General features: G+C 62.2%; 21 protein-coding genes and 1 other RNA gene. 3 read left to right on the top strand and 19 right to left on the bottom strand.

The window, feature by feature from the left end:
* Positions 1 to 45 precede the first annotated feature (45 nt).
* The 13 genes from BSG08_RS03130 to BSG08_RS03070 form a co-directional block, all read right to left on the bottom strand.
* Positions 46 to 1,467, bottom strand: a complete 1,422-nt coding sequence (locus tag BSG08_RS03130; protein WP_093031772.1) for a cryptochrome/photolyase family protein — start codon at positions 1,465 to 1,467, stop codon at positions 46 to 48.
* Between the two features lie 48 nt (positions 1,468 to 1,515).
* Positions 1,516 to 2,736 (bottom strand): aminotransferase class V-fold PLP-dependent enzyme, encoded by a 1,221-nt coding sequence (locus BSG08_RS03125; protein WP_093031770.1) that lies wholly within the window; start codon positions 2,734 to 2,736, stop codon positions 1,516 to 1,518.
* A gap of 98 nt (positions 2,737 to 2,834) precedes the next feature.
* Positions 2,835 to 4,544: a BCCT family transporter gene (locus tag BSG08_RS03120; RefSeq protein ID WP_093031767.1), complete on the bottom strand. Its 1,710-nt coding sequence runs from the start codon at positions 4,542 to 4,544 to the stop codon at positions 2,835 to 2,837.
* Between the two features lie 308 nt (positions 4,545 to 4,852).
* Positions 4,853 to 5,068: a ribbon-helix-helix domain-containing protein gene (locus BSG08_RS03115; RefSeq protein WP_093031764.1), complete on the bottom strand. Its 216-nt coding sequence runs from the start codon at positions 5,066 to 5,068 to the stop codon at positions 4,853 to 4,855.
* Entirely contained in the window at positions 5,065 to 5,244 is a 180-nt protein-coding gene (locus tag BSG08_RS03110; RefSeq protein WP_093031761.1) for a DUF4169 family protein, read from the bottom strand. Before BSG08_RS03110 ends, BSG08_RS03115 begins: the two co-directional genes overlap by 4 nt.
* A complete protein-coding gene (fumC, locus tag BSG08_RS03105) occupies positions 5,241 to 6,632 on the bottom strand; it encodes a class II fumarate hydratase (protein WP_093031758.1) in 1,392 nt (463 codons plus the stop codon). Before fumC ends, BSG08_RS03110 begins: the two co-directional genes overlap by 4 nt.
* Before the next feature lie 94 nt (positions 6,633 to 6,726).
* On the bottom strand, positions 6,727 to 7,185 hold the full coding sequence (locus tag BSG08_RS03100) for an SspB family protein (RefSeq protein ID WP_093031755.1): 459 nt from the start codon (positions 7,183 to 7,185) through the stop codon (positions 6,727 to 6,729).
* Between the two features lie 74 nt (positions 7,186 to 7,259).
* A complete protein-coding gene (chrA, locus tag BSG08_RS03095) occupies positions 7,260 to 8,513 on the bottom strand; it encodes a chromate efflux transporter (protein ID WP_093031752.1) in 1,254 nt (417 codons plus the stop codon).
* 2 nt (positions 8,514 to 8,515) lie between these two features.
* Complete coding sequence (locus tag BSG08_RS03090; RefSeq protein ID WP_093031749.1) at positions 8,516 to 9,328, bottom strand: chromate resistance protein ChrB domain-containing protein; 813 nt, start codon at positions 9,326 to 9,328, stop codon at positions 8,516 to 8,518.
* Between the two features lie 119 nt (positions 9,329 to 9,447).
* Positions 9,448 to 9,799, bottom strand: a transfer-messenger RNA (tmRNA) gene (gene ssrA / locus BSG08_RS03085).
* Positions 9,800 to 9,808: 9 nt separating this feature from the next.
* Positions 9,809 to 11,170, bottom strand: a complete 1,362-nt coding sequence (locus BSG08_RS03080; protein WP_093031746.1) for a cytochrome P450 — start codon at positions 11,168 to 11,170, stop codon at positions 9,809 to 9,811.
* Positions 11,167 to 12,372 carry a hypothetical protein gene (locus BSG08_RS03075; RefSeq protein WP_093031743.1) on the bottom strand — a complete coding sequence of 402 codons (1,206 nt, stop codon included), beginning with the start codon at positions 12,370 to 12,372 and terminating at the stop codon, positions 11,167 to 11,169. The genes BSG08_RS03080 and BSG08_RS03075 overlap by 4 nt, the downstream gene beginning before the upstream one ends.
* 53 nt (positions 12,373 to 12,425) lie before the next feature.
* A complete protein-coding gene (locus tag BSG08_RS03070) occupies positions 12,426 to 13,178 on the bottom strand; it encodes a cytochrome c biogenesis CcdA family protein (RefSeq protein ID WP_093031740.1) in 753 nt (250 codons plus the stop codon).
* Between the two features lie 92 nt (positions 13,179 to 13,270).
* Here BSG08_RS03070 and BSG08_RS03065 point away from each other — a divergent pair, with 92 nt between their 5' ends.
* Entirely contained in the window at positions 13,271 to 13,507 is a 237-nt protein-coding gene (locus tag BSG08_RS03065; RefSeq protein ID WP_093031737.1) for a sulfurtransferase TusA family protein, read from the top strand.
* A gap of 142 nt (positions 13,508 to 13,649) precedes the next feature.
* Here BSG08_RS03065 and BSG08_RS03060 read toward each other — a convergent pair whose 3' ends face one another.
* The 6 genes from BSG08_RS03060 to purC form a co-directional block, all read right to left on the bottom strand.
* On the bottom strand, positions 13,650 to 16,235 hold the full coding sequence (locus tag BSG08_RS03060) for an Rne/Rng family ribonuclease (RefSeq protein ID WP_093031734.1): 2,586 nt from the start codon (positions 16,233 to 16,235) through the stop codon (positions 13,650 to 13,652).
* Between the two features lie 407 nt (positions 16,236 to 16,642).
* A complete protein-coding gene (locus tag BSG08_RS03055) occupies positions 16,643 to 17,977 on the bottom strand; it encodes a sigma-54-dependent transcriptional regulator (RefSeq protein ID WP_175544672.1) in 1,335 nt (444 codons plus the stop codon).
* A gap of 5 nt (positions 17,978 to 17,982) precedes the next feature.
* Positions 17,983 to 19,746 carry a sensor histidine kinase gene (locus BSG08_RS03050; protein WP_093031728.1) on the bottom strand — a complete coding sequence of 588 codons (1,764 nt, stop codon included), beginning with the start codon at positions 19,744 to 19,746 and terminating at the stop codon, positions 17,983 to 17,985.
* Between the two features lie 39 nt (positions 19,747 to 19,785).
* Positions 19,786 to 20,454, bottom strand: coding sequence for a phosphoribosylformylglycinamidine synthase subunit PurQ (purQ, locus tag BSG08_RS03045; protein ID WP_093031725.1), 669 nt, complete (start codon positions 20,452 to 20,454; stop codon positions 19,786 to 19,788).
* Between the two features lie 187 nt (positions 20,455 to 20,641).
* Entirely contained in the window at positions 20,642 to 20,881 is a 240-nt protein-coding gene (gene purS, locus BSG08_RS03040; protein WP_093031722.1) for a phosphoribosylformylglycinamidine synthase subunit PurS, read from the bottom strand.
* Positions 20,882 to 20,896: 15 nt separating this feature from the next.
* On the bottom strand, positions 20,897 to 21,658 hold the full coding sequence (gene purC / locus BSG08_RS03035) for a phosphoribosylaminoimidazolesuccinocarboxamide synthase (RefSeq protein WP_093031719.1): 762 nt from the start codon (positions 21,656 to 21,658) through the stop codon (positions 20,897 to 20,899).
* A gap of 163 nt (positions 21,659 to 21,821) precedes the next feature.
* Between purC and BSG08_RS03030 the strand changes: the two genes are divergently transcribed.
* Together BSG08_RS03030 and bmt are read left to right on the top strand one after the other, a co-directional pair.
* Entirely contained in the window at positions 21,822 to 22,136 is a 315-nt protein-coding gene (locus tag BSG08_RS03030; protein WP_093031717.1) for a DUF1476 domain-containing protein, read from the top strand.
* A gap of 163 nt (positions 22,137 to 22,299) precedes the next feature.
* On the top strand, positions 22,300 to 23,310 hold the full coding sequence (bmt, locus tag BSG08_RS03025) for a betaine--homocysteine S-methyltransferase (RefSeq protein ID WP_093031714.1): 1,011 nt from the start codon (positions 22,300 to 22,302) through the stop codon (positions 23,308 to 23,310).
* Positions 23,311 to 23,327 lie beyond the last annotated feature (17 nt).

Raw genomic sequence — 23,327 nt, 5'->3', positions numbered from 1 at the left:
TTCGTCTCTTGTCATTGCGTTAGACTTGGTGATGGCAATCATGGTTCAAAAGTTGCGTGCTTCATAGGCGGCAAGCGCCGCCTGACGCCCCTCCGCAAGGTCCACCACAGGGGCCGGATAGGGCGATTTCGGATCAAGCGCCCAACTGTGCGGCACAGCGTCGAAATAGGCCAGTGCGAGCGGTCCGGGTCGCGCCTGCCCTTCTGCAATCCAGCGGTTTGCATAGACCCCCTCGGGGTCGAACTTCTCCAGTTGCGTCTCGGGGTTGAAGATCCGGAAATAGGGCGCCGCGTCCGGCCCGCAGCCCGCCACCCATTGCCAGCCCATCGCATTGCTGGCCGGGTCCCAATCCGTCAGACAGTCGGCGAACCAGTCCAGCCCGACGCGCCAGTCGGTCATCAGGTGCTTGGTCAGGTAAGAGGCCACGATCATACGCGCCCGGTTGTGCATCTTGCCGGTCACATACATCTCGCGCATCGCCGCATCGACCAGACGCACTCCGGTGCAGCCCTGTTTCCAGGCGATGACCTCGGGGCGCGTGGCATCCCCGGACCAGCCAAAGCCATCCCAATCCCTGCGCCAGTTACGGGTCAGAATTTCGGGTGTGTGATACATCAGATGATAGGCAAATTCACGCCAGACAAGTTCCTTGAGCCAGTGTTCCGCCCCCCTTGCCCCCTCGAGCAGCGCGCGCTGACCGGCCTGCCAGCACTGACGAGGTGAGATTTCGCCATAGGTCAGGTTCTCCGAAAGGGTCGAGGTGGCGTCAAGAGCCGGGAAATTGCGGGCCTCCCGGTAATCGGCAATTGCACCGGTGGTAAAGGTGTGCAATCGCTCCATCGCCGCCGCCTCGCCCACGCGCTGATGCGGCAAGCACACATTCGCCCCGCGACGCATCGCGATTCCCATCCGCCAATCGTCTAGTACATCGCTTGCAGGCCACGTCTCAGGCGCAGGGATTCTGGCAGGCGCGCCGAGCGGCGTGGGTACCTCGCGGTCCTTCACCGCACGCCACATTGGGCTGTAGACGCGGTAGAACCCACCGGTCCCGGTCTCGACCGCCCAAGGCTCGAACATCACATGGCCCGCGTGGCTGTGAGCGGCAATCCCGTCCTTTCGCAGGGCAGATTTCACCGCCTTGTCGCGCGCGATCGCGGCGGGATCGTAAAGCCGCGACCAATGCACGGCCCCTGCCCCGGTTTCGGCCACCAGCGCGCGCAGCACCTCCAACGCCGCGCCCCGTCGCAGGATCAGGCGACTGCCTATTTCCTCAAGCGCATGCCCCAGCGCATCAATTGAAAGCCCCAGACGCCATTCAGGCGCGGCACCAAGCGTCGCAACGCTCTCGTCATGGATGAACACCGGAATGACCGGCCCGCCTGCCGCGACAGCGGCATCCAAGGCGGGATGATCCGCCAGCCGCAGATCACGCCGCAGCCATACGATTGATGGTCGGTTGTCCGTCATCCCCTGCCTCGGTCTTTCCGGGACATACGGCCTGTCCGGGGGAACGGATCAAAGAATGTCATCAAGCGCGTTCAGGAGTTTGTCGACCTCTTCACGCGAGGTGTAATGCACGAAACTCACCCGCAGCACACCGCGTGCCGGTGGCACCCCCATTGCCATGAGCGGACGCACCGCATAGAAATCGCCACCCCCCGCCATGATGCCATACCCCGCGAGATCCGCCGCCGCATCGACCGCCGACCGGTTGAGCGCCACGGCAACCGTCGGCGCTCTGCCCGCCGCCTCTGCCGGGCCGATGAGACGGACGGAATTGCGATCCCGCAGGAAATCCAGCAATGGTTGTAAAAGTGTCGTCTCATGCGTGCGCATCAGATCATGCACCCCGCCCGCGCGCGTCGCCGCATCGCCCGACAGGCCGTGATGCGCCGCCAAGTCGTCGATGTAATCGGCCACGCCCGCGCTGGCGGCAACCTGCGCGTGATCGGGACCGGCGGGGGTGAATCGTTTGTAGAGCGTATCGGCGTTGAAATAATGCGCCTGATTGGGCAACAGATTGCCCAATTCGCGGCGGATCACCATGATCCCCTGATGCGGGCCATAGGTCTTGTAGGCCGAGAACAGGTAGATATCCGGCCCCATTCCCCCGACATCGGGCAGACCATGCGGCGCATAGCTGACCCCGTCGACACAGACAAAGGCCCCTGCCGCGTGGGCAAGCGCCGTGATCTCGACCACCGGGTTGATCGCTCCCACCACGTTCGAGCAATGCGGAAAACATACCAGCCGCACCCGGTCGTCCAGCAGGTTCTCCAGATCGGCCGGATCCAGAAGACCGCTCTCGGGATCAATCTTCCACTCGCGCACGTCAAAGCCGTCATCGGCAAGCCGCCGCCAGGGGCCGGAATTGGCCTCGTGATCCTGATTCGTGACAATAATGGCATCGCCCGGCTCCATCCATTGCCGGAACGCCTGCGCCAGCACATAGGTGTTCTGCGTGGTCGAGGGGCCGAAACTCAGCTCATCCGTGGCGACCCCCAGCATCGCCGCCAGCCGTGCGCGTGCCTCGTCCATTTCCGCCCCCGCCAGACGACTCGTCTCATAGGGCGCATAGGGCTGCACCTTGCGTTGCCGGTAGTAACGCTCTAGCCGGGCAATAACCGGCACACAGGTATAGGATCCGCCAGCATTCTCGAAAAACGCCTGCCCCTGCAGGCTTGGTTCGGCGAAGGCCGGAAATTGCGCGCGCACAAAGTCGATATCGAGTGCCATCGGATGTCCCCCTGATCCTTTTTCCCCGCACAAAACAACAAAGCCCCCCGACGCGCAAGCGTCGGGGGGCTGCCGGGCCGGATTGCAACCCGTGCGTGTCAGAGGATGCGTCTTTCCCCCTGTAGTCCGCGAAAGATCGCCCAGCACATCACCAGCAACACCAGCGTGAATGGCAGCCCGGTCGAGATCACCGCCGATTGCAGCGCCGCCAGACCGCCGCCGATCAACAGCACGATGGCCACCGCCCCCTCGAAGATGCACCAGAACACGCGCTGCGAGACCGGCGCATCGACCTTGCCGCCAGCAGTGATCGTGTCGATCACCAGCGAGCCGGAGTCCGACGAGGTGACAAAGAACACCACCACCAAGATGATCCCGATGGTCGAGGTGATCGTCGCCAGCGGCAGCGGATCGAGCATCTGAAAGAGCTTAAGTTCCAGCGGCGCGTTCTTGGCCGCCTCATAGCCGTCGGCCACCACCTGATTGATTGCGGTGCCGCCAAAGACGCTCATCCACAACACGCAGACCAGCGACGGAATGAGCAGGACGCAGATCACGAATTCGCGCACCGAGCGGCCCCGGCTCACGCGGGCAATGAACATGCCCACAAAAGGCGACCAGCTGATCCACCAGGCCCAGTAGAACGACGTCCAACCCTGCATGAAATTGGTGTCCTCGCGCCCGAAGGGATTGGACAGCGCCACGAGATTTTGCAGATAGGCCCAGAGACTGTCAAAAAAGAAGGTCAACAGAAAGATCGGCCCTCCCACGAGCAGCACAAAGACGAGCAAAAGCGCCGCCAGCCCCATGTTGATCTCCGACAGAACCTTGACCCCGCCGTCAAGCCCACGCACCACCGAGATGAGCGCAATTGCCGTAATGCCGGAAATCAGCAGCACCAGAAGCATGCTGGAATTTTCCACGCCGCTTTCCTCGGTGTTGCCATAGGTGATGCCCAGAAAGCTGCGCGTGCCGTCCGCCGCATCGCCACTGCCATAAAGAAAGGTCAGCCCCGAGGCCGCCTGTTCCGCGCCAAAGCCGAGCGAGGTGGCGAGGCCAAAGAGCGTGGCAAAGACCGCCAGCGTGTCGATGAGATGACCCCACCACCCCCAGACACGTTCGCCCAGAATGGGGTAAAAGGCCGAGCGTAACGTCAGCGGCAGCCCCTTGTTGTAGCTGAACAGCGCCAGCGCCAGAGCCACCACCGCATAGATCGCCCACGGGTGCAGGCCCCAGTGGAAAATTGTGGCCGCCATGCCAAGCCGCGTCGCCGCAGCCTCGTCTCCGCCCGCAGCCCCCAGCGGCGCCCAGTCTGTGCGTGCGCCGTTCTCTATGGCCGTACCACCCAATGAACTGGAAAAATGACTCATCGGTTCGGACACGCCAAAGAACATGAGACCAATGCCCATACCGGCGGCAAACAGCATCGCGAACCAGCCGACATAGCTGTAATCCGGCGTCGCCTCTGCACCGCCGAGGCGAACGTTGCCAAACGGGCTGACGATCAGAAAAAGACAGAAGAGCACGAAAATATTGGCCGCGCTGAGAAAGAACCAGTCAAAGCCCTTGGTCACCGCCGAAAACAGCCAGCTGAACACGCCCGATGCCTGTTCCGGCAAGGCAAGGGCGTAAAATACGAAAATCACTACGGCCAGCCCGGAGATGAAGAAGACCGGGTTGTGGATATCGAGACCGAACGGTCCCAGCCGTGGCTGCAGATTGTCCTGCCCGACCTCGAAATTCGTTTCAATCAGATCCGCCTGCCCTTCGGGTGCGGGTATGCCCTGGTTTGCTGTTTCGTCGGCCATGTAAATCCCCCTCTCGCGTTGATCCGTTACGCATGATTTTCGGTCTGCAACACCGGATGTTGCCGATGTCGTGCGATAACGCGGTCACACCGAAAGCGTCGGCAGCTTCTTCATTCAGGGTTCAAACAGCGGATTCCCAATGGATATGGCGGATAAATCCTGCCTTATGAACACCCTGTGAATGGGACGAGCCTAACAGGCAGTTTGCCTTGATCGCAAGCCAAGCACGAAGAATAATGGCAAAAAACGACATTCCATAGATGTCGCAAACGATACAATCTTCAGGATCAGGTCCGCAGCCCGTGCAATCAACCGGACCGATACCGCCGCAGGACATAGAGCCGAATGGCCGAGGCGAGACCGGTTTCAGTACCCCGGCCTGCATCAATTTCAGCCGCCAGGACATTGATTGTCATGCTTTTCTCACGCGCAATCTCACGAAAGGCCTGCCAAAATTCATCCTCGAGCGACACGCTTGTACGGTGGCCACGCAACGTCAGAGAATGTTTGACCGGGCGGCTCATTCACCACCCTTGTGGCTGTCGAGATCACGCGCGGCCTTGTCGGCGCGCGCCTGCTCCAGCGTCTTGCGGGCCTTGGTTTGGCCGAACTTGACGGCGTTTTGGGTAGCGCGGACTTTTTCCGCCGACCGCGCTTTGGCCTTGCGCATCCGGTTCAGATTGACCAGCTGATTGCTCATTTCGGGCCGATCATGTCCTCTGGCCGCACCACGCGGTCAAAGGTTTCAGCGTCGACAAACCCCAGCGCAATCGCCTCCTGCTTCAGGGTCGTGCCGTTCTTGTGCGCGGTCTTGGCGACCTTGGTGGCATTGTCGTAACCGATGGTTGGGGCGAGTGCCGTGACCAGCATCAGGCTCTCTTTCATCAGCCTTTCGATGCGCGGGCCGTTGGCCTCGATTCCCAGCAGCATGCGCTCGGTAAAACTGTCGGCGGCATCCCCCAGAAGCTGTATGGACTGCAAGAGGTTATAAGCCATCATCGGGTTGTAGACATTCAGCTCGAAATGCCCCTGCGACCCCGCGAACTTGATCGCAGCGTCATTGCCCATCACATGCGCCGCCACCTGCGTCAGCGCCTCGGCCTGCGTCGGGTTGACCTTGCCCGGCATGATCGAACTGCCCGGCTCGTTCTCCGGCAGGATCAACTCGCCCAGACCCGAGCGCGGGCCTGAGCCGAGAAAGCGGATGTCATTGGCTATCTTGTAGCAACTGCCCGCCACAGTGGCGAGCGCCCCGGACATGAAAACCATGGCGTCATGCGCGGCCAGCGCCTCGAACTTGTTGGGCGCGGTCACAAACGGCAGGCTGGTGATCCGGGCCATGTTGGCCGCCACTGTCTCGCTCCAGCCCGGCGCTGTGTTAAGACCGGTGCCCACCGCCGTACCACCTTGCGCCAGTTCATAGATGCCGGGCAGACAGGTCTTTATCCGCGCGATCCCCTGTCGGATCTGATGGGCATAGCCCGAAAATTCCTGCCCAAGCGTCAGCGGTGTCGCATCCTGCGTGTGGGTGCGACCGATCTTGATGATATCCTTGAACTGTTCGGATTTCTGCTCCAACCCTGCCAATAGCTTTTCCAGTCCCGGCAAAAGCACGTCACGCACGCTCATCGCCGTCGCTATATGCATGGCGGTGGGGAATGTGTCGTTCGACGACTGTCCCATGTTAACATGGTCGTTGGGATGGACCGGTTTCTTGGACCCGATGACACCGCCGAGAATTTCAATCGCGCGGTTGGCGATCACCTCGTTGGCGTTCATGTTGGATTGCGTGCCCGATCCGGTCTGCCAGACGACGAGCGGGAAATTGTCGTCGAACCGACCCTCGATCACCTCGCCCGCCGCCTGAATGATCGCCTCCGCCAGGCCGGCATCCAGCTTGCCCGACGCCTTGTTCGCCTCGGCGCAAGCCTGTTTGATGACGCCAAGCGCACGCACGATGGCGATGGGCTGTTTCTCCCAACCGATGGGGAAATTCATCACCGACCGCTGCGTCTGCGCGCCCCAGTATTTGTCTGCCGGTACCTCAAGGGGACCAAAGCTGTCGGTTTCGGTGCGGGTCGCGGTCATGGCAAAGACTCTCCTCGGCGGTTTCACGCGTTCATACCGCACGTACGCGAAAGATCAATGCTGCATACCGTGGGATACCAGATATCACAGCGCCCTATTTGCGAAAGCTGTCAAGGCTCACGACATCGGCTTCGGTCTTGCCGGCGACGGGCTTGGGACCTGCCGGATCGGTGGGATGATCGTCGTCTTCCTCATCCGATTCCTGCGTTTCGAACCGCAGGCCGAACTCGACGGAAGGATCGACAAAGGTCTTGATCGCGTCATAGGGCACATAGAGCCGCTCTGGCGCATCACCGAAATTCAGCGTGACCGAAAAGCCCTCATCGGTGACGTCAAGACCCTCATACCAGTGTTGCATCACCACTGTCATCTCGGACGGATAGCGTTCCCTCAGCCATGCAGCCAGCCGTGCGTCGGGATGGGTCGTGTCGAAGGTGATGAAAAAATGATGCGCCCCGGGCAGGCCGTCACGCTGCACCCCGCACAGCACCTCCTGAATGAGGCCACGCATGGCGCGGTGCATGAGATTTCCGTAATCGATCGAGCGAGACATGCCTTACCCCGGAGAAATTCTGACGATCAGCATAGGGGATTCGAAGCAAAACAAAAGACCCGCAATGCGCGTGCTCAGATCAAAACATGCCACGCGCCCGAGAGCGCTGCCATCAGACCCAGAACCCGCAGCATCGACAATTGTGCGCCCCACAACAGCAGGCCCGCCACGCTGATCATGCCAAGATTTACGGCCGAGAACGTGCTCCATTCGGGCAATGGACCAAAGCGGGTGCCGGTCACCCGCTCGAAGAGAACATGCAATGCAAACCACAGCGACAGGTTCAGGATGACTCCCACCACAGCCGCTGAAATCCCGGCAAGCGCACCCTTTAGGCGTGGGCGGGCGAGGATCGATTCGATATAGGGAGCACCGGTGAAGATCCAGAGGAAACAAGGAACGAACGTCACCCAGAGGGTCAGAAATGCGGCTGTGACCGCCAGTCCGGGACCACCTTGCGCATAACCCGCCAGCAGGCCCACAAACTCTGTCACCAGTATGAGCGGGCCGGGCGTCGTCTCGGCCAGTCCGAGCGCGTCGATCATCTGCGGTGTTGTCAGCCAGCCCTTGGTCGCCACCACCGTGTCTGTCATATAGGCCAGCACCGCGTAAGCTCCGCCAAAGGTGACCACCGCCAGTTTGCTGAAAAAGAGCGCAAGATCGCTCAGGAACGTGGCCCCTGCGGCCCAGGCGGCGAGGATCGGCGCTGCCCAGAGCGCGCCCCAGACCAGTGCGGTCGTCAACGTCGCGGTTGCCTTCACGGTGGGCGCCGCAACCGGGTTTGCCTTTGCCGCAACGCCGCGATGCGACCACCAGCCCCATAGCGCGGCAACGGCGATGATCAGCGGAAAGGGTACCGACAGAAAGAACATCGCCACGAATCCCGCGCCCGCCAGAACCCAGCTGTCGCGACCCACCAACGCCCGGCGTGCCAGCTTGAGCAGCGCCTGCAGCACGATCACCACCACCGCCGCCTTGACCCCCACAAACACCACCTGCACCAGCGGCACCCCGCCCCAGATCGCATAACCCAAGCCCAGCACAAGGATCACCGCCGCCCCCGGCAGCACAAACAGTAGTCCCGCGATCAGCCCCCCCGGCACGCCGCGTAGCCGCCAGCCCGCATAAGTCGCCAGTTGCATTGCCTCTGGACCCGGCAAAAGCATGCAGAAGGACAGCGCCCCCAGAAAATGCTCCTCGCTCAGCCAGCCGCGGCGCTCGACCAGTTCCTCATGCATCACCGAAATCTGCGCCGCGGGTCCGCCAAAGCTGAGCAGGCCGATACGCAGAAAGCTGCGGAAAAGCAGGTTCATGGAAATATCGGCCATTTTCAGCCCCTTGATGCCGGCCAGTCATGGCCTTCGTCATAACCATCGCGCGCCCAGCGGTACAAAGCATCATAGAGCACCATCCCAGCCTCCAACTGTGCATGATCTTCGCGATATTGACGCGACAACCCTACGGAGACCGCCAGCAACCCGGCCGCAGCCGGATGCAGATCGTGCCGGTTTGTATCCGCGCCACGCACGACCAGCCCCAGACGGCCCAGGGCGGCAGAGGTCAATGCAAAGGTCTCCAGCATCGTGTCAAAGGTGCAGCTATCGCCCCTGTGACTAAAGAAAACCCCCTCGATATCAAAGGGCGTAGCCCCGTAGCGATCGGCGACCGCAGGCACTTCGGACGGCGACACAAAGAGAAACCTCGCCGACGGGTCGACGAATCGCCGGATCAGCCATGGGCAGGCAATCCGGTCCACCTTGGGCCGGTGCCGCGTGACCCAGAGCGTCGCGCCATCGACCAGCGCGGGCAGCGCTGCATAAGGCACGCGCATCGTTCCCTCTTCCGCGCGCCAGGCATGGATGCCGCCCTGCAGATACTCTGCCCGATGCCCCTCCGATGCCAGCCAGGCCGCAAGCCCCTGGCTGAGTTTCAAACCCTTCTGGCAGACGATGACCGCGCGCCTGCCGTCGAGGCGTTGAATCAGGCCACGGATATCGGTGTGAAGATGGCGGATTGAGCCCGGGATAAGATGAGGATCGGCCTCGAAATCCTCTTTCAGGCAGATATCGACGATCGCCGGACAATCCGGTGTGCCGATCAGACGGTTGAGTTGTGTTACTGTGATTTCGTTGGTTGCAGGCATGGCACATCCTCTGGGATTTCAGTGGATGCGACTTTGGGCCTTGACCTCACGGGGCAGTCGCTTTCGGCCCCATGCGATCATCTGTGCGCAACCGGCGCATCATGTCAATACTGTAATGAAGTGCAGGCTTCTGTTGCCAGGTGCCTGCGAACCCCGCCTTACGCTGCTAGGCGCAAGGGCTTAGGTTTCGGTATGGTTACTGCTTACGCAGCAACGGCCACCGGAGCACGGTTGTCATTTGCAACTGTACGTTTCGGACCGATAACGGTGGTACCTCACCGGGACAAAGCATAACTCCTTTAGACGTTCGTCGATCCTGTTTCGACCCCATGATCCTCAAATGAAGGATTTTGGTGGAGTCGCCGGGTACCGCCCCCGGGTCCGATCCGCTTATTACGAGCGCGTTTATGTCCATAGTTCCATTGCGGGAACGCTTTGAATATAGGGACTTTCAGCGCGCTTGCAAAGGGGCCTGCGGCCTCAGCGTGGCGAAATCCTCAGCCAGATACCATCACGCGCCCTCACCGTGAGATACGCAACCGGCATCGCCGAACGCTCGGGCACCGGTTCGATCCGATAGGCACGCAGCAGCATCGCCAGCAGAAGCGGCCCCTCGATCATTGCGAAACCCGCCCCGGTGCAGACTCGCTGACCGGCGGAAAAGGGGATATAGGCACTGCGCAGACAGGACTTGCCGTTCTCGGTCTCGTAGCGCGCGGGATCGAATTCGTCGGGGTTATCCCAGAGCCGTTCGTGCCGGTGCAGATGCCACGGGCTGATCACCACCTGCGCACCGCAAGGAATGTCGCGCCCCCGGAACCGTTCCGCTTTCGTCGTTTCCCGCACCATCATTGGCACCGGAGGATAAAGGCGCAGCGTTTCGCGGAACACGTCACGCGCGATCCGTAACCGGGCCATGTTGCTGAAATCCGGCGAGGTCTCGCCAAAGATGATCTGTGCCTCTTCTGCCACCCGCTCCTGCCAGTCGGGATAAAGCGCCATGAGGCAGAGCGCCCAGGCAAGCGCCGAGGCACTGGTCTCGTGCCCGGCAAGAAAAAAGATCGCCACCTGATCGACCATCTCCTCGGCATCGAAGCGTTCGCCGGACAGCGGATCCGTGGTGGTCATGATCTTGGTCGCCAGATCGTCGGGCGCGGTGCCGGCGTCGATCTCGGCCATACGCCGTTGCGTCAGATCCGCCATGAGCGCACGAATGGCATTGGCCGTCCGTCGGGTTTGGCGGCGGTGAAAGCGCGGGAACCACCGTGGCAGGGGCACAAAGGCCGCCAGATTGAGCACCGGCTGGCTGCGCTGATGCTCTCTGAACTCGGCAAAGACGCGGGCCGCCACGGCGTTCTCGATCGGGATGGAAAACAACGTGCGAAAGATCACATCCGCCGCCAGATGGCTGGTTTGCGCTTCGATTTCAACGGGTTTTCCGGTCGCAACAGCCTGCAGGCGGGCAATCGCCCCCTGCCCCGCCGCGACCATGGCCGGAAATGTATCGCGCAATCGTCCTCCCTCGAACGCGGGGTCGATGATGCGCCGCTGCCGCTTCCAGAGATCACCGTTGGTGACAAAGATCGATCGCCCCAGAAGCGGGCGCAATCCTTCGCCGACACGGTTCGACTTGGGAAAATCGTCGGGGCGTTCACGCAGCACTACATCGACTAGGTCCGGCTGATTGCAGAGGTAAGAACGAAAGAACGGCGTACGAAATTCGGCCATCCATGCACGATAGAGCCGTGCGGGCTGAGCCGACAGAATATCGGACCGGAAAAGCCTCAGATAGCGCCAGAGCGAAACGCGCCCGGGCCTTGCCGGCGGTTTGGGCGGGATCATGATGCGAGGCTCTTGTAGCGTGAGGTGGCGCGCTCGATGCGGCTTTTCGACGGGGCGCGGGTTGCGAACCGCTCGGCCAGTGTCATCGGCCCGGCAGTGATCCGGAAATAGTCGTAGTCGCCGGGCCGGTCAAAGGCACAGAGATACTGAAAATGTAGCCGAAAGAACCGCCAGCGCAGCGATTTCCAGCGTTCCGGACTCAGTGTCCGGCTGAAGGCGGCCGAAATCACCAGCGGCCAGCGTTTGCCGGGTGGCGCGACGCCTGAGACGCTGACCGGATCGCAGAGCGCAAAGGCGCAGCCATCGCCGGGTGCGGTTATGTCAACCCATGTCAGTTCATCGCGCGCCGAGAGATAGGCCAGATCCGCGCGCAACCGCTCTGCGCGCGGCAGGAACGACACCATCGGCACGACCTGCCCTAGACTGAGGAGGGACAATGCAGGGCCACCGTCCGGTACGCGACCAGTGCGGATGAGATCCGCAAGGATCGACACCGCAAGATGTGCCCCCGAGGAGTGGCCAACCACCAGCACCTCGTCACACTCCGGCGTGAACGCCTCTGCAATGTGATCGGCAAATGTGCCCATCCGGACCTCGAGTTCCGGCGGATAGGCCCCCAGATGCCGCGCCGAATGGGCGTAGTCATGCATCAGGTAATAGGCAAAGAACCGGCTGTCCTGACGGCGAAACCAGAGAAGAATCAAGGGAACGATACCTAGGCCAGCCCAGACGGCAAGGGGATGCCAGAGCGCCAGAATCTGCCCCAGCCCCCACGCCACGGCAAGGGCCAGGGCGAGTTGCACCAGCAGGGCCGCCACCGGATACAGGGCCGCGATCACCGGCCCCTTGCGCAGCCGCATCAGGCGAAAGAGCGTGCCGGTCGCGATGTAGATCGCGGCGGTGCGGATCAGTTGGGCGTAGGTGCCGACGATACCCTGATCCATGCTGCGCTTGACGATATCCGACCAGACCAGGACCGCAATGTCGCTCTGCACCTCGGCATCCTCAATACGCGCCGTAACCCGCCAGCCGAAATCCACATCACCTTTCCACGGCAAGACGTTGATTTCATAGCCTGAAACGATTGCCTGCCCGGCACTTTCCCGGCGGTAAAGCTCGCGGTAGCGGCGCGGCGGAACAGGATCGTAGCCCGGAATGTAGAAGACGCGCCTGCGGCGCACGGGGTGGAAATTTCTGCTCATGGCCAACCTCTTGTGGCGATGAACCTAGCGCAGGATTTGGGTCAGCGTAAGCCTCAACCAAGCACGGCAAGCGCCGGAAAGACCTCAAGCAGCCAGAACGAGAATGCCGAGAACCCGCCGGTCAGCATCAACAGCCCGATGGTCCACAAAAGCAGGCCCATCACCCGCTCAACCTGTTCTGCGTGCCGCCTCATCCAGCCCATAAGCCCCTGAAGACGCCGAAGAAAAACGGCGACCAGAATGAACGGAACACCCAACCCAATCGCATAGACCCCAAGCAGCGCAGTGCCACGGGTGACCGACGCCTCCGATGCGGCAAGCGACAGGATCGCCCCCAGGATCGGACCGATGCAGGGTGTCCAGCCAAAGGCGAAGGCAAGCCCCATGACATAGGAGCCAAAGGACTTGCCGCCGCGGTCGCCCGCCTCAAGCCGAGCCTCGCGGTCGAGAAATCCGATACGGTAGACGCCGACGAAATGTGCCCCGAATCCCATCACAAGAATCCCTGCTATCGTATTGAAATAGATCTGGTTTTGCAGAAAAATCGTTCCAATCGCCGACGCGGTGAAGCCAAGGAACAGGAACACTGTCGAAAGACCCAGCACGAAAAACAGCGCGGGTACGAGGGCGCGGGTGCGATTAGCGGAACTGTCCGAGAGGTCATCGAGACTGACACCGCTCATATAGGCCAGATACGGCGGCACGATCGGCAGCACGCAAGGGCTTAAAAATGAAATGATTCCAGCAGCTAACGCCACGAATATGGCGGGCAGGAGGGCGGCGTCTATGATTTCGATTCCGAACATGAGGCAGACATAAAACTTTATGCCTGCCGCGTCATCTGCCAAAGCGTCACATGCCGGTGGACAGGCTGTAACAACCTCGCTATCTCAGCGTGATGATGCCGTTGAACACCCTCGATGCCTGTGGCCTGTTGTGCCCCCTGCCCGTTCTGAAGCTGCGCAAGCGGTTGAAATCGCTTGAAAAAGGTGACGTGATCGAATTGCTGGCGGACGATCCGGCAGCCGTTATCGACGTGCCGCATTTCTGCGCCGAGGCGGGGCATGACCTGCTGTCCGCGACCGAGAGCGAGGGTATGCAGGTCTATCTGATCCGCAAATCAGGCGGGGTCTGACTGCAATTCCAGGGCCCCCGCCGGGCAGAGTCTGGACAAGTCGACCCGTACGGTTCAGAGCGTTTTTCGTACGGAATTAACCATGCAGCGCGCGGTGGTGGTCCCGGCGCGTTGGCCGGGACACGCTGTCACGATACCGGCCCTAGCTGCTCAGGGACCACCAACCGCGGCGTTTCGGTTTGGTGTCGTCCTCGCCTGACGGCGCCTCTGCGGCGACCGGTTCGGAGGCGGTTGGCTGAGCGGCGACCGGTTCTTCGGGGGTCGGCGCGGGTTCCGGGGTGGCCTCTTCGGGAGCCGGTTCTGGCGTCACGCTCGTCGTCACCTCCGGCACAGCATCGGCGGTCGCTCCGGACGCCTTTTTCTTGCTTGGCGCGCGGGTGCGTTTCGGCTTGTCCTCGGCGACCGGCTTTGTGTCGGGCGTTTCTGCAACCGCATCATCCGATTCTGCTGCCTTCGACGCAGGTTTCTTGCGCGATGTGTTGCTGCGTTTCGATTTGGACAGGGGCTTTTGCTCTGCCTCAATCTCGGCCTCGGAGGTTTGCGTCTCCGCAGAGGGGTCCTGCTCTACCGCCACCGGAGCCTGTGCTTCGACCACCGCATCGTCGTCGCGTTCCGGGCTGTCGCCATTCGCATCCTGACCGTTGCCGCCAGACTTGGACTTACGGCGGCGGCTGCGGCGGCGGCGGCTTTTCTTGGGTTTGTCCTGTTCGTCGGAAACTTCTTGCGGAGTTGCCGTATCCTCAGCCTCGTCCCCGACCGCCTCGTCGTCTATATCCTTCATCAGAGAGGAACTGGCCGAGACGAACTGCGGCGCGGGCGCCTCGGGCACGTTGCGGGTCGCGGTCTTGAATTTCTCCATCGTGAAATCTGGACTGACCAGGCTGGGATCGCCCTCGATCCGCACCGAGAGGCCATAGCGCATCTCGATCTGGGCCACGTGCTCGCGTTTCTGGTTCATCAGGTAATTGGCGATACCCACCGGGCATCTGACCAGAACCTCGCGCGAGCGGCGGCGCACGCCCTCTTCCTCGATCTGGCGCAGGATGCTGAGCGCCAAGTTATCATCCGAGCGGATGAGGCCGGTGCCGTGACAGGCCGGACAAGGCTGTGTGGTCGCCTCGATCATCCCCGGACGCAGCCGCTGGCGGGACATTTCCAGGAGGCCAAAGCCCGAGATACGGCCCATCTGGATGCGCGCGCGGTCGGTCTTGAGCTTGTCCTTGAGCCGCTTTTCCACCGCCGTGTTGTTGCGGCGCTCGTCCATGTCGATGAAGTCGATCACGATCAGGCCCGCAAGGTCGCGCAGGCGCAACTGGCGCGCCACCTCTTCGGCGGCTTCGAGGTTGGTCTTGAGCGCGGTATCCTCGATCGAGCCTTCCTTTGTGGCGCGACCCGAGTTGACGTCGATGGCAACCAGCGCCTCGGTCACGCCGATCACGATGTAGCCGCCGGATTTGAGCTGCACCACCGGGTTGAACATGCCCGACAGGTAGCTTTCAACCTGATGACGGGCGAAGAGCGGCATCGAATCGCTGTAGTGTTTCACGTTCTTGGCGTGGGACGGCATGATCATCTTCATGAAGTCCTTGGCGATGCGATAGCCGCGCTCGCCCTCGACCAGAACCTCGTCGATGTCGCGGTTGTAAAGATCGCGGATCGAGCGTTTGATCAGATCGCCCTCTTCGTAGATTTTCGCGGGCGCGATGGACTTAAGCGTGAGTTCCCGGATCTGTTCCCAGAGCCGTTGCAGATATTCGTAGTCGCGCTTGATCTCGGCCTTGGTACGCTGGGCGCCGGCGGTGCGCACGATGAGACCCGCGCCGCGCGGCACGTCGATCTCGGTCGCGATTTCCTTGAGTTTCTTGCGGTCGGCGACATTGGTGATCTTGCGGCTGATGCCGCCGCCGCGCGCGGTGTTGGGCATAAGCACGCAATAACGGCCAGCGAGACTGAGATAGGTAGTGAGTGCCGCGCCCTTGTTGCCGCGTTCTTCCTTGACCACCTGAACCAGCATGATCTGGCGGACCTTGATGACCTCCTGGATCTTGTAGCGGCGCGCACGCGGTTTGCGGACCGGGCGGATATCCTCGCTGTCATCCTCTTCGGCGACAGACTCGATCTCGTCGTCGCGGTCGGCGTTATCGCGGGTGTCCATGTCAGAGCCGTCCGCCGACTCGTTCATGGCGGGGTTTTCCGTCGTATCCTCGGGTTCTTCGACCGGGGTTTCGGCGACACGCTCCATCGGCGAGGTGGCCTCCGGCGCGCCGGTAGCGTCCTCTTCGAGGTCGATGGTTTCCATTCCGTTGATTTCGGAAGAGACGACCGCATCGTCGGACCGTGCCTTTTCCGCCTTGGCGGGGGCGCGGTTGCTCGAATTCGAGCGCGACCGCGAGCGTGACCGGCTCCTGGGTTTTTCATCCTCTTCCGCCTGCGCCTCGGCGAGGGCCTGTTCCTCGGCCATCAGCGCCTCGCGGTCGGCGACGGGGATCTGGTAATAATCGGGGTGAATCTCCGAAAAGGCCAGAAAGCCATGGCGATTGCCGCCATAATCCACGAAAGCCGCCTGAAGCGACGGCTCGACCCGCGTTACCTTGGCGAGATAGATGTTGCCGGCAAGCTGGCGCTTGTTCTCGGATTCAAAATCGAATTCCTCGACCTTGTTTCCGTCGACCACCACGACGCGGGTTTCCTCCGCGTGGGTGGCATCAATGAGCATTTTACTGGGCATGATTTCCGTTCGCACCGCGGCGCGGTGACCGGCCCCGGTGGGGCGGCCCGTTGCGGCAGGTGTCTGATAGGGGCGAATGCGGGCGCACGGTCGAGGGGGCCGGTTGCGGCCCCTGCTCTGACATCGTGTTGTCTCGCGCGCTTCATCGCGGTTCTTCTTCTCCGACACCCATGGGGTGCCAATTCAAGGCCTGACTTGCCATTTTCAGGGGCTCAGGCGTGTATTTGGTCCTTTTTCAGGACCCAATCGGTCTGCTCAGATGTGAGGAAAGGTCTTCCACAGAATGTCTGAAACAGCGAATCTCTGCTGGCAGGGGCCGCTTGGACCCGGTTTTGCCATGCCCTCACACTAAAGCGTCAGAGGCAACAATTACAATGCTGAAAATGCAGATCGCCCGCAAAGTGCGCTCAGATATAGTCTGAGCGCTGCAGGCCATATTTGGCCATCTTCTCGTTCAGGGTGCGCCGCGGCAGGCAGAGTTCGTCCATCACCGCGGCGATCGAGCCCTTGTGGCGGCGCATGGTGTTGTCGATCAGCATGCGCTCGAACGCCTCGACATATTCCTTGAGCGGCTTGCCTTCGGTGGTCATCACCGGCTGCATGTCCTGATGGTCGGACATCAGCAGCGAGGTGAGCGTGCCGCTGCCCCGGCGCGATTGCAGCACCGCGCGTTCGGCGACGTTGAACAGCTGCCGCACGTTGCCCGGCCAGGGCGCCTGGAGCAGTTGCGTGGCCTCCTGCGCGGAAATCTGCGGCGCGTCGCAGCCGTAATCATCGGCGAACTGGTCGCTGAAACGGGTAAAGAGGGTGAGGATATCCTCGCCCCGCTGGCGCAGCGGCGGCACGATGATGCGCAGCGAGGCGAGGCGGTAGAACAGATCCGGGCGCAGCGCATCCTCGCAGGTGCGGCCCTCGTCCTGCATGTTCGAAATGGCGGTGATGCGGGTTTCGGGCGGCGTGCCCTCTTCGTTGATGAAGGTCAGCAGCCGCGCCTGGGCGGAGTCCGACAACGATTCGACATCCTCGAGCACGAGTGTGCCGCCACGGGCCTCTTCGACGGCGGGCAGAGTGCTGTCCTCGGGCTGCATCGGGCCGAAGAGGCGCTTGATCAGCGCGTCGTCCTCGAAGGCGGCGCAGGAGACCGACACGAATTTGCGGCCCGCGCGCGCGCCCACGGCGTGCAGCGCATGGGCCACCAGCGTCTTGCCGGTGCCGGTCTCGCCCTCGATCAGCACATGGCCATCGGCCTGACCGAGATCGAGGATGTCTTCCTTGAGGCGTTCCATCGCGGTGCTGGTGCCGATCAGTTTCTTCATCAGCTGGCCGCCATCGGACAACTCGCGGCGCAGCGCGCGGGCGTCGAGCACCATCCGCCGCGCCTTGGTCGCCTTTTTGGCCAGTTCGCTCATCCGGTCGGGATTGAATGGCTTTTCCAGGAAATCAAAGGCGCCGATGCGCATTGCCTCGACCGCCATCGGCACGTCGCCATGGCCAGTGATCATGATCACCGGCAGCGAGGAGTCCGCGCCCATCAGTTTCTTGAGAAACTGCATCCCGTCCATGCCGGGCATCTTGATATCGGTCACGACAATGCCCGGATAATCCGGTCCGAGCGATTTGAGCGCCTCTTCGGCGCTGGCGAATGCCTCTGTGTCATAGCCCGAGAGGGCAAGCCACTGGCTGATCGACTGACGCATGTCCTTTTCGTCATCGACGATGGCGATCTTCATGGCTGTTGGCATGTCACTTACTCCGCTGCACGGGTCTCTTCTGGCAAGATAGGCAGTTGCATCTCGAATACAGCCCCCCCATCAAGCGCATTGCGCGCCACAAGGCGTCCGCCAAGGTCGTTGACGATCCCCGAGGAAATGGCAAGCCCCAGACCCACCCCGTCACCGGGCAGCTTGGTGGTGTAGAAGGGCTCGAACAGCTTGTCCAGGTCAGTGATGCCATGGCCATTGTCGCGCACGGTCAGCACCGCCGTCTCGCCCGCGGCGAGCAGAATATCGATTGCCGGGTCGGTTTCATTCTCGGTGGCGTCCATCGCGTTGCGCAACAGGTTGATGATCACCTGCTCGACGCGCACCCGGTCGCCCATGATCATCACCGGCTCGCCAGGCAGGGTGCGGGTGATCCTGACCTTGCGCTGGCGCAGTTGCGGTTCCATCAGCGCAAGCGCCGAGGCCACCGCATCGCCCATGTTTACAGGGGAAAACACATCGCCCGACTGACGGGCATAGGACTTGAGCTGTTTGGTGATGGTGCCCATTCGCTCGATCAGGTCGTCGATCCGCTGGAACGACGACAGCGCCTCGTCCGGGCGGTTGCGGTTGAGCAGCAGGCGCGCGCCCGCAAGATAGGTCTTCATCGCCGCGAGCGGCTGGTTGAGCTCGTGGCTGACCGCCGCCGACATTTCGCCCAGCACCGCCAGTTTCGAGCTTTGCTGAAGGGTCTGTTCGGCCTGTGCAAGGTTTTCCTGAACCCTCTGGCGTTCGGCGATTTCCCGCTGGAGCCGTGCGTTCAATGCGCGGAGCTCTGCCGATTCCCGCTGAAACAGCGCCATGCGCAGCGCCGCCTTGCGGTTGAGAAAGTAGAAGGCCAGCGCCAGGAGAATCGCGAATCCCATGATCTCGAGCGCGAGATAGCCGTTCACCTTGTCGCGCACCGCCTGATAGGTGGTGAAACTGGCGATCCGCCAGCCGCGGAACGCCACCCGACCCTCGACCCGCATCACCGCCTCGCCGCGCACATAGGCATCTGCGGGCAGCGCGGTCCAGTCCGAGGTGGCCTGAAGCGCACGCTGAATGGCGCTGTTGGCCGGTTCACGGCGCAGGGCGTCGGCCTCGGTCAGGCCGCGCCACCGCGGCTCGGTCGCGAGGATGATCTGACCCTCGCTGTCGGCGACCATCACGGCATCCGATATCCCGGCCCAGGCGCGTTCGTATTTGCGCAGATCGACCTCGACGAGGATCACCCCTAGCACGCCGTTCTGGGTTTCGATCCGGCGCGAGTAGTAGAAGTTGAACTGCCCGCTTTCCTGGCGCAACACCTTGAAAACAGTATCTCTTGAACGCAGCGCATCGACATAGTAAGCGGCTTGCTTGTGGCTTTCGCCCAGCCGGTTGCGTTCGGTCGTGGCGACCGCGCGCCCGTCCTTGTCGAGAAGCGTGAGCGAGGCGGCCCCGATCTCTTCGATAAAGGAAATCAGGCGCTGCGTGGACTGGGCGTAATCCTGCGTGTTGAGCGCGGTGATCAGCGCCGGGTCGCGCGCCAGAAGCTGGGGCACAATGGCGTTCTGGCGCAATTCACTGAGCAGGTTGCCGCTGTAGAGCACGAGTCGCAGTTCGGCGCGGTTGCGGGTGTTTTCCGTAAAGCGGTCGGTCAGCAGGCGGTTGGTCGTGACCACCACCGCCACGGCCAGCGCGAAGAGCGCGATCAGCACCAGGCGCGCGCGCCATGAAATGGTGCGCGCGCGGGGCGCAGGAACTTTGCCGGGTTTGCGGGTGCTCATGAATCGAGATTAGGCCGACGCGCGTTCCGCCTCAAGCGTTCAGGCGTCGGTCAGCTGATCGACAAGGCCGCCGAACAGCGCGGCGCCGTCGCTGCCGCCATGCAGCGGCTCTGCCATGCGCTCGGGATGCGGCATCATGCCCAGCACCCGGCGGTTTCGCGACAGGATGCCCGCGATGCCGCGGGCCGAGCCGTTGGGATTGTCCGCATAGGCAAAGGCGATGCGGTCCTCGGCCTGAAGGCGGTCGAGCGTGGCGGTGTCGGCGAAATAGTTGCCGTCATGATGCGCGATCGGCACGGTGATGGTCTGCCCTGCCTCGTAGCGCCGGGTAAAGGCGCTGTCTGTGGTGGCGACGGTCAGGTGAACCGGCTTGCAGACGTATTTGAGGCCCGCGTTGCGCAACAGCGCGCCGGGCAGAATGCCCGTCTCGGTCAGGATCTGGAAACCGTTGCAGATGCCCAGCACGAATCCGCCCTTGTCCGCATGCGCCACGACCGACCGGCAGATCGGCGAATTCGCGGCAATCGCGCCGCAGCGCAGGTAATCGCCATAGGAAAAGCCACCCGGCACGCCGACGATATCGACGCCCGCGGGCAGCGCGATATCCTTGTGCCAGACCATCGTCACCCGCGCGCCCGCGCGCTCGAAGGTGACGGCCAGATCGCGGTCGCAGTTCGAGCCGGGAAAGACGATGACGGCGGCGTGCATGGCGGGATCCTCTGCTGATGCTCTGGCGATGCTCTAGCGCGCTGTGGCGCACTTGTCCATCATGCGAGGTGTGGCGAGGTGCGATGAGTTCGTTGCGGCCCGGTCAGACCGGAAGGGACATTTGTCATCAATGGCCCGAGGCGAACATCCGAACCCGGCGAGGGGTCGCGCGAATGGCAGCCATGGCTCAGACCAGCTCCACCCGGTAGCTTTCGATCACGGTGTTGGCGAGCAGTTTCTCGCACATTTCGGTCACGGTCTTCTCGGCGCGGGCGGTGTCGGTTTCAGCCAGGTCCAGCTCGATCACCTTGCCCTGCCGCACCCCTTCGACGCCTTCAAAGCCCATCGCGCCGAGCGCGTGGCGCACCGCCTCGCCCTGCGGGTCGAGAACGCCGTTCTTCAGCATGACATGCACGCGTGCCTTCATGATGGTCTCCTGCACTCAGTTGATCAGCGTCGGCCGCGCCATCGGCGTAGCGTTCTTGGGCATCACGCCCAGACGGGTGGCGACCTCTGTATAGGCGTCGGTGAGGCTGCCCAGATCGCGGCGGAACACATCCTTGTCCAGCTTGCGCCCGGTGGCGATGTCCCACAGGCGGCAGCTGTCGGGGCTGATTTCGTCGGCCACGATCAGGCGTTGAAAATCGCCGTCATAGACGCGACCGATCTCGATCTTGAAATCCACCAGCCGGATGCCGACGCCATACATGACGCCCGACAGGAAATCGTTGACGCGCAGCGCAAGGCTGAGGATGTCGTCCATGTCCTGCTGGCTGGCCCAGCCGAAGGCCGCGATATGTTCCTCTGTCACCAGCGGATCACCCAGCTTGTCATCCTTGAGGCAGTATTCGACGATGGGCCGCGGTAGTTGCGTGCCTTCGTCGATGCCCAGCCGCTTGGCCATGGTGCCCGCCGCATAGTTGCGCACGATCACCTCGAGGGGGATGATCTCGACCGCGCGCACCAGTTGTTCGCGCATGTTGATCCGCTTGATGAAATGGGTAGGCACACCGATGGTGTTGAGCCCGGTCATGAAATATTCCGAGAGCATGTTGTTCAGGACACCCTTGCCCTCGATCACGGCCTTTTTTTCGGCGTTGAAGGCGGTGGCGTCATCCTTGAAATACTGGATGATGGTGCCCGGTTCCGGCCCTTCGTAGAGGGTTTTGGCCTTGCCTTCATAGATTTTCTTGCGCCGCGCCATGGAAACTCCGTCGCTGGGGTGGGGGGCGTGAGTCCCCCCATGCCGATGCGCTCTCATAGTGCATGGACCGGGACGTCGCAAGATCGCGTTGGCCTCTTGCCCTTTTGGCCGTCAGATTGCATATCGGAAGATGACTTGAACGCCATGCAGGGGGACCGGCCCGATGACCACCTTCGACGACCGCGAAAGCGCATTCGAAAACAAATTCGCCCATGACGAGGAAATGGCGTTCCGCGCGGTGGCGCGGCGCAACAAGCTGTTGGGGCTGTGGGCGGCGGAACTGCTGGGCAAGACCGGCGATGACGCGAACGCCTATGCGCTGGAGGTTGTGAAAGCCGATTTCGAAGAAGCGGGGCACGAAGACGTGGTGCGCAAGGTGGCGAATGACCTGGGCGACATCGCCGATGCCGACACGATCCGCGCCAAGATGGACGAGCTGCTGAAGATCGCGAAGGGCCAATTGGTCAGGGAGGTCTGATATTTCCTAATCATTTCCAAGGGCGCGCGTCCGCGACGAGGCGCCCTTTTCCCGGCGCGGGATAAAATACAAACGCGCCTCACCATTTACATGAAAATAATGCATTTGCGCGATGCGGCCATGGGTGGCAAACCTGCAAGGTCGCAGATTACGGGACATCGACATGAAAAACGCCCTTACCAAGCTGATGGCCACGCGCGACTGGATTCTCGCCGACGGGGCGACGGGCACCAACCTGTTCAACATGGGACTGCAATCGGGCGATGCGCCCGAAATGTGGAACGATCAGCATCCCGAGCGGATCGAACTGCTGTATCGTCAGGCGGTAGATGCGGGTAGTGATCTTTTTCTGACCAATTCCTTCGGCGGCAACGCGGCGCGGCTGAAACTGCACGGCGCGCAGGGGCGCGCGCGGGAGTTGTCGCGCATTTCTGCCGAAATCGGCCGCGAGGTGGCGGACCGCCAGGATCGCCCGGTAATCGTGGCCGGCTCTGTCGGTCCCACCGGCGAGATCATGGCGCCGATGGGCGCGCTCACGCATGAACTGGCGGTCGAGATTTTCCATGAACAGGCCGAGGGGCTGAAAGAGGGCGGGGCCGATGTGCTCTGGCTCGAGACGATCTCGGCCCCCGAGGAATACAAGGCCGCCGCAGAGGCGTTCAAACTGGCCGAAATGCCTTGGTGCGGCACGATGAGTTTCGACACGGCGGGGCGCACGATGATGGGCGTCACCTCGGCGGATATGGCGGCGATGGTGGAAAAACTGGCCAATCCGCCGCTGGCCTATGGCGCCAATTGCGGCGTCGGCGCATCCGATCTCCTGCGCACCGTCCTGGGCTTTGTGGCGCAGGGGTCCGAGCGGCCCATCGTGGCCAAGGGCAACGCGGGTATCCCGAAATACCACGACGGACATATTCATTACGACGGCACACCCGCATTGATGGCGGAATATGCGGTGCTGGCGCGCGATGCGGGGGCGACGATCATCGGCGGCTGCTGCGGCACTATGGCGGAACATCTGTCGATGATGCGCGCCGCGCTGGAGAGCCGCCCGCGCGGGCCACGCCCGACGCTGGACCAGATCACCGATGCGCTTGGGCCGTTCTCGTCCGCCGACGACGGCACAGGCGAGGACGCCGCCGCGCCGCGCCGCACGCGGCGCAGGCGGGCTTGATCAGTTAGGCTCTCGGT

The sequence above is a fragment of the Roseovarius azorensis genome (assembly GCF_900109455.1).
Taxonomy (GTDB): domain Bacteria; phylum Pseudomonadota; class Alphaproteobacteria; order Rhodobacterales; family Rhodobacteraceae; genus Roseovarius; species Roseovarius azorensis.
The sequence above is the reverse complement of the archived record's forward strand: the minus strand, read 5'-3'. Positions and strand labels throughout refer to the sequence as shown.

Coding starts and splice junctions, on each gene's coding strand:
- BSG08_RS03130 (WP_093031772.1), bottom strand. CDS start 1,467: ATGACGGACAACCGACCATCAATCGTATGGCTGCGGCGTGATCTGCGG.
- BSG08_RS03125 (WP_093031770.1), bottom strand. CDS start 2,736: ATGGCACTCGATATCGACTTTGTGCGCGCGCAATTTCCGGCCTTCGCC.
- BSG08_RS03120 (WP_093031767.1), bottom strand. CDS start 4,544: ATGGCCGACGAAACAGCAAACCAGGGCATACCCGCACCCGAAGGGCAG.
- BSG08_RS03115 (WP_093031764.1), bottom strand. CDS start 5,068: ATGAGCCGCCCGGTCAAACATTCTCTGACGTTGCGTGGCCACCGTACA.
- BSG08_RS03110 (WP_093031761.1), bottom strand. CDS start 5,244: ATGAGCAATCAGCTGGTCAATCTGAACCGGATGCGCAAGGCCAAAGCG.
- fumC (WP_093031758.1), bottom strand. CDS start 6,632: ATGACCGCGACCCGCACCGAAACCGACAGCTTTGGTCCCCTTGAGGTA.
- BSG08_RS03100 (WP_093031755.1), bottom strand. CDS start 7,185: ATGTCTCGCTCGATCGATTACGGAAATCTCATGCACCGCGCCATGCGT.
- chrA (WP_093031752.1), bottom strand. CDS start 8,513: ATGGCCGATATTTCCATGAACCTGCTTTTCCGCAGCTTTCTGCGTATC.
- BSG08_RS03090 (WP_093031749.1), bottom strand. CDS start 9,328: ATGCCTGCAACCAACGAAATCACAGTAACACAACTCAACCGTCTGATC.
- BSG08_RS03080 (WP_093031746.1), bottom strand. CDS start 11,170: ATGATCCCGCCCAAACCGCCGGCAAGGCCCGGGCGCGTTTCGCTCTGG.
- BSG08_RS03075 (WP_093031743.1), bottom strand. CDS start 12,372: ATGAGCAGAAATTTCCACCCCGTGCGCCGCAGGCGCGTCTTCTACATT.
- BSG08_RS03070 (WP_093031740.1), bottom strand. CDS start 13,178: ATGTTCGGAATCGAAATCATAGACGCCGCCCTCCTGCCCGCCATATTC.
- BSG08_RS03065 (WP_093031737.1), top strand. CDS start 13,271: ATGATGCCGTTGAACACCCTCGATGCCTGTGGCCTGTTGTGCCCCCTG.
- BSG08_RS03060 (WP_093031734.1), bottom strand. CDS start 16,235: ATGCCCAGTAAAATGCTCATTGATGCCACCCACGCGGAGGAAACCCGC.
- BSG08_RS03055 (WP_175544672.1), bottom strand. CDS start 17,977: ATGCCAACAGCCATGAAGATCGCCATCGTCGATGACGAAAAGGACATG.
- BSG08_RS03050 (WP_093031728.1), bottom strand. CDS start 19,746: ATGAGCACCCGCAAACCCGGCAAAGTTCCTGCGCCCCGCGCGCGCACC.
- purQ (WP_093031725.1), bottom strand. CDS start 20,454: ATGCACGCCGCCGTCATCGTCTTTCCCGGCTCGAACTGCGACCGCGAT.
- purS (WP_093031722.1), bottom strand. CDS start 20,881: ATGAAGGCACGCGTGCATGTCATGCTGAAGAACGGCGTTCTCGACCCG.
- purC (WP_093031719.1), bottom strand. CDS start 21,658: ATGGCGCGGCGCAAGAAAATCTATGAAGGCAAGGCCAAAACCCTCTAC.
- BSG08_RS03030 (WP_093031717.1), top strand. CDS start 21,822: ATGACCACCTTCGACGACCGCGAAAGCGCATTCGAAAACAAATTCGCC.
- bmt (WP_093031714.1), top strand. CDS start 22,300: ATGAAAAACGCCCTTACCAAGCTGATGGCCACGCGCGACTGGATTCTC.